Source organism: Vibrio sp. SCSIO 43155, assembly GCF_023716605.1.
GTDB lineage: Bacteria > Pseudomonadota > Gammaproteobacteria > Enterobacterales > Vibrionaceae > Vibrio > Vibrio harveyi.
The window spans coordinates 1,097,550-1,109,796 of record NZ_CP071853.1 but is presented as its reverse complement, the minus strand read 5'-3'; the positions used below and the strand labels follow the sequence as shown (position 1 = coordinate 1,109,796).

General features: G+C 40.7%; 11 protein-coding genes and 1 pseudogene. 6 read left to right on the top strand and 6 right to left on the bottom strand.

Annotated features, from left to right (window positions below; genetic code table 11):
• Positions 1-7: 7 nt before the first annotated feature.
• The 3 genes from J4N44_RS21820 to J4N44_RS21810 are packed head-to-tail and all read left to right on the top strand — an operon-like array spanning position 8 to position 2,274.
• Positions 8-889 (top strand): DUF2861 family protein, encoded by an 882-nt coding sequence (locus tag J4N44_RS21820; RefSeq protein WP_005446850.1) that lies wholly within the window; start codon positions 8-10, stop codon positions 887-889.
• Between the two features lie 59 nt (positions 890-948).
• Positions 949-2,076 (top strand): conjugal transfer protein TraF, encoded by a 1,128-nt coding sequence (locus J4N44_RS21815; protein WP_005446848.1) that lies wholly within the window; start codon positions 949-951, stop codon positions 2,074-2,076.
• A 42-nt stretch (positions 2,077-2,118) separates the two neighbouring features.
• Positions 2,119-2,274 (top strand): YoaH family protein, encoded by a 156-nt coding sequence (locus J4N44_RS21810; protein ID WP_005446846.1) that lies wholly within the window; start codon positions 2,119-2,121, stop codon positions 2,272-2,274.
• 1,018 nt (positions 2,275-3,292) lie between these two features.
• Here J4N44_RS21810 and J4N44_RS21805 read toward each other — a convergent pair.
• Positions 3,293-3,607 carry a hypothetical protein gene (locus J4N44_RS21805; protein ID WP_005451803.1) on the bottom strand — a complete coding sequence of 105 codons (315 nt, stop codon included), beginning with the start codon at positions 3,605-3,607 and terminating at the stop codon, positions 3,293-3,295.
• Positions 3,608-4,348: 741 nt separating this feature from the next.
• On the opposite strand from J4N44_RS21805, the gene J4N44_RS21800 reads away from it, so the two are divergent.
• The gene (locus J4N44_RS21800) at positions 4,349-4,831 is read left to right on the top strand and encodes a hypothetical protein (RefSeq protein ID WP_252045783.1); all 483 of its coding nucleotides are present in this window, start codon (positions 4,349-4,351) and stop codon (positions 4,829-4,831) included.
• A gap of 173 nt (positions 4,832-5,004) precedes the next feature.
• Positions 5,005-5,739 (top strand): hypothetical protein, encoded by a 735-nt coding sequence (locus J4N44_RS21795; protein ID WP_252045782.1) that lies wholly within the window; start codon positions 5,005-5,007, stop codon positions 5,737-5,739.
• Here J4N44_RS21795 and J4N44_RS21790 read toward each other — a convergent pair.
• The 5 genes and pseudogenes from J4N44_RS21790 to J4N44_RS21770 form a co-directional block, all read right to left on the bottom strand.
• Positions 5,720-6,154, bottom strand: a complete 435-nt coding sequence (locus J4N44_RS21790) for a phage protein (RefSeq protein ID WP_252045781.1) — start codon at positions 6,152-6,154, stop codon at positions 5,720-5,722. The two genes, J4N44_RS21795 and J4N44_RS21790, sit on opposite strands and share 20 nt — an antisense overlap.
• 556 nt (positions 6,155-6,710) lie before the next feature.
• Complete coding sequence (yciH, locus tag J4N44_RS21785; protein ID WP_252045780.1) at positions 6,711-7,025, bottom strand: stress response translation initiation inhibitor YciH; 315 nt, start codon at positions 7,023-7,025, stop codon at positions 6,711-6,713.
• Between the two features lie 4 nt (positions 7,026-7,029).
• Positions 7,030-7,413, bottom strand: a complete 384-nt coding sequence (locus tag J4N44_RS21780; protein WP_005451794.1) for a DUF3319 domain-containing protein — start codon at positions 7,411-7,413, stop codon at positions 7,030-7,032.
• Between the two features lie 128 nt (positions 7,414-7,541).
• Positions 7,542-8,530 (bottom strand): annotated as a pseudogene (locus J4N44_RS21775) (D-alanine--D-alanine ligase).
• A 149-nt stretch (positions 8,531-8,679) separates the two neighbouring features.
• The gene (locus tag J4N44_RS21770) at positions 8,680-9,249 is read right to left on the bottom strand and encodes an SPOR domain-containing protein (RefSeq protein ID WP_005451792.1); all 570 of its coding nucleotides are present in this window, start codon (positions 9,247-9,249) and stop codon (positions 8,680-8,682) included.
• A 236-nt stretch (positions 9,250-9,485) separates the two neighbouring features.
• Between J4N44_RS21770 and J4N44_RS21765 the strand changes: the two genes are divergently transcribed.
• The gene (locus tag J4N44_RS21765) at positions 9,486-12,125 is read left to right on the top strand and encodes a bifunctional acetate--CoA ligase family protein/GNAT family N-acetyltransferase (RefSeq protein ID WP_050934171.1); all 2,640 of its coding nucleotides are present in this window, start codon (positions 9,486-9,488) and stop codon (positions 12,123-12,125) included.
• Positions 12,126-12,247 lie beyond the last annotated feature (122 nt).

Here is a 12,247-nt window from a genome sequence, read left to right as displayed (position 1 = left end):
AACAAGAATGAAAACACTACTTCCTGTAGTTCTATCATTACTGTTAGTGAAACCAGTCCATGCAACGGACTGGTTTCAATCCAACACACCGCTGACACAAGCACACCAACATCTTTTAGAAGATGACCTCGGTGGCATGTTCAACTCTCTTGTCGAACTTTGGCAAAGTGAACCTAATAAAGAACTAAGACCACACCTTAATGACTTGCTTGCTCAATCACTATCAAAAGACTGTGGAAAATCTTTAACGGGAGTGACTCTACCGGAGTGGATAAGCGGGATTAACGTTATCCGTCAAACCATACAAAGCCCCGGGCGTGATACCTATCGCTTAGTCGTTAAGCTACGTGCAACAACCGACATCGATGACATTTCTTTTCGTCGTTGGGTTGATAGCTCAATCTCGGCGGATAGTTCTTTTAACTACGAAGAGCCACAACAAGGGACGGAATTAGCCAACGAACGTAATTTCCTCAAGCGCTATAACCTTACGGGTAAACTAGACGCTGGCTTATACCACCTATCTGTGACGACAAAAGACAAACGCACTTACAGAACTTGGGTCATATTAGGTGATTCAAATTCTTCACAATATGTTCGTTGGACCTCCAAAGAAAATTGGAAAGTAGAAAAGAGCGCGCTACGCAACCCACATTGTCCTCTACCACAACTTGAAGTCGGACTTTACGATTACGTTGAAGGCCAGTATGAACAAGTGTGGAAAAAAACGTATGAGTCGAACTATCCAAACTCATTAGAGTTAGAGGGAATACCAAATGATCGCTATGTTTTAGCTGTAAGTATCAACAGTCGTCGTTGGCAAGGTGACATTATTGTTGAGCAAGCTCAAACTATTAGCCGAACCTATGATGTTTCTCTCGAAGAATAGCTAAAGAAATTACATTTGTGCCGATATAAGTTCAGGAAGAACGAAAACACAAGTGTAGTATGAAGACACAATTCAAAATTTTAGCCACCACCATGACTGCAGCGCTGTTCTCCGGCGCTGCTTCTGCTGCAACTTACGCAATTGAAGCACGCAGTGATGCGATGGGTGGAGTGGGCACTGTATCTGCCTCTTACCTAACCGCGCCATTCTTTAACCCAGCACTGACCGCAATCTATCGTCGTAACGATGATGCAGGCATGATCGTGCCAAGTTTTGGTATCAATTATAACGACCAAAACGGTCTGATTGATGAAATCGAAAGAATTGGCAAACTTACAGATCCAGCAGAGATCGCAAAAGGTCTGAATGGCATCAACGGTCAAAAAATGGATTTCGATATCGGTGGTGTTGTTGCTGTTGGTATCCCTAACAAATTCCTATCTGCGACCGCTTACGGCAAGCTCTATACCGAATCCTTTGTTCAACCGGAAGTTAACGACGTTACGGACATTGACAAAAACTACGTTCGCGGCGTTTCAATCGGTGTAGCAGAGGCGGGGATCTCTTTAGCGAAATACGCTAACTTCATGAATCAACACTTGTCCTTTGGTATCACTCCAAAACTGCAGCGTATATACACTTACTCATACGCTACAAGTTTTGCGTCTTTCGATACCAAAGATCTTCGCGAAAATGAAACCGCAGAAACCATGTTTAACCTGGATGCCGGAGCGTTATGGTTCTTCGGTCCTTACCGATTAGGTATTTCAGCTAAAAACTTGATTGGTCGTGATGTGAAAACAAAAGCGTTTACGTTCACTCAGGGCGGAAATAATTACAACATCAATTCATATGAGTACAGCATGCGTCCTCTTTACACTGTGGGTGCAGGCTACGTAGCGGACTACTTTAGCTTCAGCGTTGACTACGATTTGAATGAAGAGAAAAAGTTTTCTACGTTCGATGACAACACTCAAATGATTCGTGCCGGTTTCGAAATCGATGTACTGCGTCAACTAGCTCTACGTGGCGGTTACATGAAAAACCTAGCGCGTTCGGATGACGAAGGCACAATTACTGCAGGTATCGGACTGTCACCGTTAAATCTAATCGAAGTAGATATCGCCGCACAGTACACTAACGAAGACGCAATGGGGGCTTCAATTAATTTCCTTGCGACCTACTAAGCTAATCGTTATAGTCAGCTCCTCACAATGAGGAGCTTTTTTATGTTTGACGATTTACCACCTCTGTCCCACGAAGAACAACAACAAGCTGTTGAGCGCATCCAAGAATTGATGACGAAAGGGACGAGCACAGCAGAAGCAATCAAGATTGTTGCAGAGCAGATTCGAGCCGAATACGCAGCAAAGCAACAAAGCTAAGAAAATTCCAAAGAGCAGGGCAATGACCCTGCTTTTTTGTATCTATCGAAAATCAAGTCCTCCCGCAGCAATAGTCCCGCCAATCAATTAAAATCCGACGTGACCACGTCACCAAAAGCAAGTGCAAAACAACCGTTACCACTAGTGTAGTGAATTAGTAAAATTTTACTAATTTATATTAACCCTCACACGCCCAGGTTGGTGTGAATGTATGACAATCACATAAAAACAACGCAAATAGATTATATTTCAATGAGTTACAAAAGAATAAATCTCCACGACGAACAATGCCAACCAACCATTGTGTAATTTAATTACAGATCGATTATTTGCGAATAATTTGGGTAGTGATTTATGCTGTAAAAATCTAAAAGAGACAGCGTCACAACAAATTTTCAGAACTTAGCTTGTGAATACCGGGCTATTAGAGAACAGTAAGCGCTTGCGAACAAAATTTGGTCGAGACACAAATTCCCGCCTTAAAATAAGGCGACATCAAAAAACAATCGGATTAGGGGTATGAAGAAATAAAATCTAAAGCAGTAGAATCGATGTAAATGATCTTCAAGTTACATCTATGCGTGTCTATGGAGGGGTAAGCGTTTTACTAAGTAGTTACCGCGTCACAACGAAAGACTGGAACAGAGCCAAGTGTAGATTCACGCTCTCGTTCAAATAGCCGTACATCTCTAGATGGTCACACGGAGCAGTAAAAAAGAACCAGGAAGAAACGAGACTAAGAAGTTTGAATTACATTATTTCGAGAAAGGAATGTATTACCCGTCTAAGCATCATGTACAAACATTAAGCCAAAAACTTAAACCTTGCGACGAGCTTCAGACCTACACTAATGATGATTTACATACTGGCAATCGACTCGCTACCTTTGTCATGTCTATTGACCTAGACAGGCTTCAAGAAAGTTAAGTTTTACGTACCAATGATCAGTGAGAAGCCTATTAAAAAGCCGAACCCTTGGCGATGGGGTTCGGCTTTTTTGCATGAAGCAGAGAGAAAATTAGAAGTTGTATTGCGAAATTTGAGTTGGGGTACCAATGTCAGTCATTGGTTGTGATGCTTTAATCGTGTTGATCTTCATTTGACCACGGTTGAACCAAAATTCAACTCGTTCACCATTGGTTAGCTTTAAGCGATAACGGGTCTCTAAGCGCTGAAAAGAGCCATTGCATTCAAAGTCCTCATATTGGATGTCTAACCCGACAACCTGATCTTGCTGATGACCATTGTTAAAATAGAAATGGTTGGTTTTGAAATCTGCCTGTTTTAATAAATCCAGCATCAATGCTAGCGAATCCGCTGTGAAAATAACCATACGATGGTTCTCCTACCTGTCTTGTCTTATTTATATTGTTTTATTTAGAGCTGCGAAAGAATATATAGGAGAGGCTTATTGATGTATGTAAGGAATAGTAAGGAGCAGTAATCCTAAACGTACCTTTGTTAACAGTGCGTTAGATGGGTAGGGAGTCAGCTTCAATTGGTTGCTTAGTCTTTTCGCTCAGTGTCAAAGAGGATTCCAACAACGGGCAGGGAGCCAATACATTTGGCACGTCGACTGACCTCGACAGGCTTCCAATTCGTTTTCATCGACGTCCACCAAAATCAGAAGCCTAAAAAAGCCGAACCTTAGCGATGGGGTTCGGCTTTTTTGTTCAATAGAGAATGCCACATCTTGCTTATGCAACAAAAACGATGCACTATCAGGTAGTATCGCTACAATTGTAGCGTGAATTGAAATATTCGTTTGAAAAATAAGGTAGTAACAATGTTTAGCCCGTATATTGGAAAAAAAGTAAACATCATTACAGGCACCGAAGGTGAAGAAAAAACTTACGGTTTAACAGTAGTGGGCACTGAAGGAGTACTAATCAAATTAAAAAACTTCGATGATGAAGAGGTCATAATTAACACTACGTCACCTAATTTTTTCTCACTATCCGAATCTGAATCTTAACCAGAAAAATGGTCAAGCAAACAACTGTTTTGCTTGACCATAGTCTTATTGAAAATGAGCATTACATTTAAAATACACGATAGACTTATGCATGTCGTAATGAAATACCCAAAGTTCTTTAGTAGAAAATTATTATGCGCAGCTAAGGGTTACTGCTCGCCAGATGAATCTTCATACGCACAACACCACTACAATACAATTAGCTTAATTAATCCAGAAATTAAATGGAGGGTTGCTGGAGTTCATTTGCTTTTGGAGTTAAATACTCGGGACATCGATATAATAAACAAGTGGCAGAGAAAAAGCGGCGAAAAAAAGTATTTACTAGAACCTCAATCATCAGGTGAACACGCTGTTAGCCTAGGGTATTTCATGCCTGCAAATGTAAATTATTCCCTGAGGAAATTCACATCTAAAACTATAAAACACAACTCATCCCTGTTTAATGATAGTAGTGTGTCAGGAATATCATTAAGTCGCGGAAAGGTTTATATATCTATATACTTAAAAACCAGCGATGAGGCTACAGCACTAATAAAAGACATTCCCATCATCCACCTCTCACCAAAGAAAAAACTTTAACCATTAACCCACTTAGTAAGTTTTACGGTGTCTATCAGTATCAGTTAGTTGAACAACAAGCAGAAACAACAATAAAAAACAATTTAAGCACTCTAAAATCAGAGGCAAAAAACTACGCTGACGCCATCTTAAAGGAATTAAACCTCAACAAGAAAGTAAGACATAAAAGTTCGATGTCCTTAGATGTATATATACAGGAGTCATTCATTAATGAATCTAGACATGAAATAAAAGGGTACAAAACAGTAATAGATGACAGAATCAAGCCGTTAAGTATGGACTTTAGTAATAGCTATCATGAACTTCTTTTCCCTAAAGGTCCTTATAAACTTTTAGATGATTTTGATTACATATATTTGAGAGAAGATAATCACTCAGAGAGACAAAGCTTTTTAGGTGATTTAAATCCAGACTTTAGCTCAACATATCATAACGCAATAAACTCCCATAATATTTACGCGTTTTTATTCCTCATACAAAAGATAGATAAAAAAATCCACGAAAATTATAGTTTAACTCTAACAAAAAAACTCGATATAAATAAAAAATATGAAAAAATACAAGCGATAAGTATGCTTGTTAACGAACAAAAAAAATCCTTATCAACACTTAATGAACACATAAATAATAGTGGCTTTTTGTATTACGAAGGTAAGCAATACAAAGATTACTTAAAAAAATACTTAAAGAAAATTGAAGAAAAAACAAATAAATTCGAAGCAGAGATAATGCTCGAGAAAGAAATTATTAATGAAGTCATACAGGCAAAAAACCTTCAGTATCATAAGAAGTATTCGAAGTATGTATTCGCTCTAATCATTATTCAAATTATCATAGGCATGCTTACTGTTAATTGGGGTGAGTCTTTGAGAGCCATAGAAAATCAGTTTAGTGCTTTATTCTTTTAGTTTTTGTTGGAACCCAATTGGCGGCTTTCATTCGACGACCGCCTTCAAACGGCAACACGTTTTCTTTAGCAGGATAGACCTTTGGTTGGTCTATATGCCCAAACTTTTCAACAAGTTGGCGATGTTCGTCACGCCAAAATACAAAACATTCCAATTCCTTCGGACTGAATTCCCGACCAGACGGCGTGATGATAATGGCTCGTTTCTCACAGACACGAAAACCAGACCAACGAATATCATTAGGCAAGTAACCAAGTGATTTGATGAGTAGAAACTTTTCTGCCATAGGATTAACAGGCATAGTGCCATCAAGCCAACGAACAACGGTTGGTTTGGTTACGTGAAAGTAATCAGCGCCTTGCTTAATAGATTTAAACTCACGCCAAAAGAGTGTGCGGAATGATTCGTGAAACATGACAACGCTCGCATATTGGATAACTGACTAAAAATATTTTTCTTGTTGTTTTCGCCGTAACCGAACGCATCATAATGTGGCGGTCGGGCATTTAGGCGTTTTTAATGGACTGTGCAAAACAATCGTCAGCAATAGTACAAATGACTTAAACGTTTAAAACTAGCAAAATTAAAAATTACGGCTTGGTTATCAGATACTTATGAAAGGCTTAATCAAAGAGTTAGCAATTGTTAAATTCCAACCCCTTGGTGCGCATTATATGTGTTATGTTAAATAGAATATCAACGTACGCCAATTCTTTCTTCGTTTGGGCTCCTATCCCTCTCAGATTTTAAAATATGAGGCTTTTTATGAGTGTCATTAAACATAACCGCGATTTACCATAAAATAGCTAATATGGATCTATCAATCTGCGATTGCTTGCTCTGCTATTAGCACACTCTTTGATTTTTAGAAAAGTATGAGTTCTAGTCAGTATTCAATATTGATTATCTACTGAGATTGCATCCCTGGATATTAAAAAAAAAGAAGCCCTCATAGGGCTTCTTTTATACTATTAACCGCCGGCTAACTTGACTGTCATGCCTTTCTTTTCAAGGTGCGCTTTAATCTTATCACGCGCATCTCCTTGAATTTCAATGCTTCCATCTTTCACTGAGCCACCACAGCCGCAAACTTTTTTCAGTTCAGCTGCCAGTAGTTTTAATGGCGCGTCATCCAAATCTAAACCAGTTACGATACAAACGCCTTTGCCTTTACGACCTTTAGTTTGGCGTTGAATGCGAACAATACCATCACCTTTTTTAGGACGTTCGATCTTCTCTTCTTCAGGTTTGATTCGACCAGTTTCTGTTGAATATACGAGTGTCATATTCTTATTTCTTTTGTTGTTGAGCTTGTAGCGCTTTCTGTTTTGCAACTAAATACGCTTCGATATGGCGCTGAATCGCAGCTTTGCCGCCTTTGATCAGTTTGCCATTGAACATACAATACCAAGCGTTTGGCTCGCCAGTGTCGTTCTTTATCGTGTAGCCGTTAAATATTTCAGTTTGTGGACTGTTAGTGCTTTGTGCGCGTTGACCTAAAGTTGCAAACTCTTTTGGATCAATAATAGACGCGGTGTCGCACCACCAATCTATGCTCTTTTTTACCGCCGTCAAACTGCCTTGTAAAACGTGGTTTTTGATTTTTACCTTCCAAACGCTACCATCAGGTCCGCCTGATTGCAGGTTAAAACCTCTATAATTTGAAATTGCCATACCACTGAGCCATCTATTTAGTGCTTTTTTACAATCATAATTACAACTGAGCAATAATCAAACATTAATGTTGTTATATCGCTCAGTTATGCCTATTTCTACCACAAAACAAACGACGGTAACGTTATTTAGATTGCAGTATTAATACAATCTGCTAAAAACTCGTGGAACTTGTGACCGTTGTTCTGCAGCATTTTAGGGAACATAGAGATTGGAGTCATACCTGGGAAGGTGTTGACTTCATTCAGATAAATCTCATCATCTTCTGTTAAGAAGAAGTCAATGCGAGATAAGTGACGCAGATTCATCTGTTTAAAGACGGTTTCAGAAGCAATTTGAATCGCTTCAACTTGTTCTGCTGTTAAGTTCTTTGCTTCAACCTCTGTCAAAGAGTGGCTTGAGCTGCTGTACTTCTCATCATAAGAATAAAACGCGCCATCTGGAGCAATGACCTCTCCGGGCTTAGTAATGAACAGTTGACCATTCATTTCTACGCTGCGACTTCTAGCTCACGCGGCTTCACAGACTTTTCAACTAAAACTTGCTCAGAGTAGCCAAATGCATCGTTAACGGCTTGAATTACACCATCCTTTTCAGTGACACTGTAACAGCCAACAGATGAACCTTGTCGTGCAGCTTTGACAAAAACTTTACCCCATTTATCAAACGCTTGTAATGCTTGCGCATGAGCTTGCTCGTCGTTACGAGTCAAGAATAAGTAAGGTGTATTTGGGATACCAATCGCGTCGTACCATAGTTTCGAAGTAATTTTGTTGAAGCTGTTACTGCTTGCTTCTGGTCCACAACCTAAATATGGAATGCCTGCGATTTCGAACATAGACTGGATATCACCGGTTTCGCCAGGAAAACCATGGATACAAGGGACAATGAAATCGACTTCTAAGCTTAAGTTGTCAGAACACAATTTTTTGGTGTTGAGATCTAAGTAAACCAACTCACCTTGGTTAGTCACCCAACCTTCATTTTTAATTTCTACACGCGTAACGTTCACGTTTTCGATGAGGTTTAGCTGTTGCTCAACAAAATTAGCAGATAACAGTGAAATTTCGTGCTCAGAAGAGCCGCCACCGCATAGTAAAAGGATATTTTTAATCATGAATCAATCTTTCCGTGATCTCCAAAAGATACTATTCAGTATGATAAACCTTTGAGTAGTAACGTACAGTTATTTTACTGTGAGGAATGCTGTTCGAATAGGATTTGACCAAAAAAGAAGGGAGCATTTCGCTCCCTTCTCTTCGTAAATTAATTTAGCTTATTAAGCGTAGGATATGCCGAGTTCTTAATGGCATCGATACTCTTCACAAATGGCTTAAGCTGTTGAAAATGACCAGGCAGAGAAGAAATTGCCTGCTTTGCTTCTGCACTTGTTGCGTAGTCTCCGTAAAGTACCGAGAACCACTTAGTACCGTTCACTACTTTGTAGTTTTCCCAAATTGGCTGACCATTTTGAGGAAGCTGGCGAGCGAACTGATCCACTTTAGCTTGGCTTCCAACCGCGACAACTTGAATGGTATAGCCAAAACGCTGGATACCCGCTTGTTTCTTGCTTGGCGGTACGATCTTAACTGGTTTTACCTGCTCTTTCGGTGTCAGCTTAACTACCTTTTTCTCTTCAGGCTTCGCAGTCATTTTAACAACTGTTGGTTCTACATCTTTCTCTACTACAGCGCTTTCAGACGACATAATAGGTTTTGAAACTGAAGGAGTTTGGTAGTCCTCACGGTAGCTTTCTGAGGTTACATCTGTGATGTAAGTTTCCGAAGCACAAGCAGAAAGCAGTACTGATAAGCCGATGATTGCGATTTTTTTCATGGAGTAACAAACGCTCTAAATAAATATTACGATAAATCATGCCGATAGCAGGTCATTTTATCAAGCACCAAACACAATAAACTGTGATTTTCATGTGATGAGTGACACAAACTCTGTACGCTTGGCTCACTTTTGAGCCAATGTCTGCTTTGTCCATATTTAAAGAGATGCTTATTCGTTTATGATTGTATGAGGAGTGACCAACCGTTCTAGGCGTAAGAGGCCAAGGAGAAAGAATGAATAAATTACAAAAACTCTTCAAACCTAATTCTGTTGCGGTAATCGGCGCCTCTCAAAAAGAGTTACGCGCAGGGCAAATAGTAATGCGGAATCTTCTTCAGAGCGGGTTCGGTGGTGCAATCATGCCCGTGACACCGAAATATAAGTCTGTATCTGGTGTTATCGCATACCCTAACGTCGCCTCCCTGCCCTATACCCCAGATATCGCCATTCTTTGTACCAATGTGTCACGCAATAAACAACTGCTTGTTGAATTAGATCAGCGCGGCACGGAGTTTGCCATCGTCATTTCAGATGACGTTGAAAGTATCGATTTCTCTGATCTAAACATAAGAGTCTTAGGACCAAATAGCCTCGGGATAATTCTTCCTTGGCATAACTTCAACTGCTCCTTTTCTCCAGTGGCAGCGCAACCGGGTAAAATTGCGTTCATCTCTCAATCCGCTGCAGTGTGTACCACGGTTCTTGATTGGGCAAACGACAAGAATATTGGTTTTTCTTCTTTTATCTCAATCGGTCAAGGGCAAGACATCGACTTTGCAGAACTGCTTGATTATTTAAGCATGGATGCAAAGACCGAAGCCATTCTTCTTTATGTTGATTCAATTAAAGATGCTCGACGCTTTATGTCAGCAGCACGTGCAGCGTCACGAAACCGTCGTATCTTGGTTCTCAAAGCTGGTAGGTCATCACAAGCTCGCCCATTTAGCGATGGCAACACTGATTCATTGGATGTTATCTACGATTCTGCGATAAGAAGAACGGGTATGCTGCGTGTGGGTAATACGCACGAGTTATTTGCGGCAGTAGAAACGTTGACACATTCGGTTCCGCTTCGAGGCGAACGCCTAGCTATCGTAACCAATGGCGGCGGTCCTGCAATCATGGCAGTCGATACTCTATTTGAAAGAGGCGGCAAGCTCGCAACGTTAAATGAAGAGTCTGTCGAACAACTAAAGTCCGCATTGCCTGTTAGTTGGCGTGGTGTTAACCCTATTGATCTTGCAGGAGATGCAACAAAGAAACGTTATGTCGATACCATAAACGCGCTGATGAACGGAGACTGTGCTGATGCCATCTTAATAATGCATAGCCCTTCAGCGGTGTCGGATTCATTAGAAACCGCGAACGCTGTGATTGAAGCAATTCAAGCTCATCCCCGACATAAGCATTTCAATATATTAACCAATTGGTCTGGTGAGCAGACATCGAGAGAGGCTCGGCTAGCCTTTACACGTGCGGGCATTCCAACTTATAGAACACCTGAAAGTGCTGTCGTTGCTTACATGCATTTGGTCGAATACCGACGAAATCAAAAACAATTGATGGAAACTCCAACAACCGCTGAACCTTTACACTCCGGTAGCGTGAGTTCAGCTCGTGAATGGGTAAACGAACAATTACTGGACAAACAAACAGTAATGCTGGATACGCATCAAACCAGCCCTTTGTTTGAACAGTTTGGCTTTAATATTCTTCCGACTTGGATCGCTTCTGAAGTTACTGAAGCGGTCCATATGGCGGAAAATATTGGCTACCCGGTCGCGGTAAAGCTTCGCTCTCCCGATATTCCTCATAAGTCTGATGTACATGGTGTTGCACTCAATTTGCGTAATAGCCAAGAGGTATCTAGCGCCGCGCAAGCCATTCTCGACACCGCAAAGTTGAGCTATCCAGCGGCGAACCTACAAGGGTTGTTGGTCCAAGGAATGGCGAAACTAGGTAGTGCTGAGGAGCTCAGAATTAGTATCGCGGTTGATAAAGTATTCGGTCCAGTGATTTTGCTCGGACAAGGAGGCTCAGATTGGAACATCACTCAAGATGCGGTTGCGGCATTGCCACCACTGAATATGAACCTAGCTCGTTATTTAGTGGTAATTGCGTTGAAATCAGGGAAAGTTCGCTTGCAAAAGCATAAAGACGCGATTGATGTGAACGAACTGTCAAAGTTTCTGGTTCGCATATCTCAAATGGCGGTTGAACTACCAGAAATAGAAAGCCTGGATATACATCCAGTATTGGTATCAGGTAGTGAATTAACCATAATCGACGCAGACGTGACACTCAAAAAGTACCATGGAGATGCGCAGGAACGCTTAGCTATTCGTCCTTTCCCCGCAGAGTTTGTTGAGACAGTGACATTACGTGACGGGCAACCTATTCTGTTGCGCCCAATTCTTCCTGAGGATGAGCCAATTCACGCTCAATTTATAAATAGCGTATCTAAAGAAGATCTCTACAATCGGTTTTTCTCCGATGTTGGGGAGTTCAATCATGAGGCACTCGCAAATTTAACCCAAATTGATTACGACCGTGAAATGGCATTTGTTGCTGTTGCCTTTGATGATAATGGACCTTCCATTATTGGTGTATCTCGTGCTCTGATAACACCGGATAATAGTGATGCAGAGTTTGCGATTTTGGTCCGATCAGATTTAAAGGGTAAAGGTCTGGGCAAAGTACTGATGCAAAAAATCATTAGTTACTGCCAAGCAAAAGGCACCAAGCAGATTTCCGGAATGACAATGCCAACCAATCGAGGCATGCTGTCACTCGCACAAAGTTTAGGATTTGAGTTGGACGTACAATTTGCAGATGGCACTGCAGATATGGTGTTACCACTCAAACGAAAATGATATCTGATAAAGCAAAGATTTGGGCTGTAAGTTTTCAGCCCTACCTATTCTCCTAACTTCAGACTTTGTTGGATAACCTGAGTAAACATTTCATAAAATAATAAACCAATCGCAAATCATGC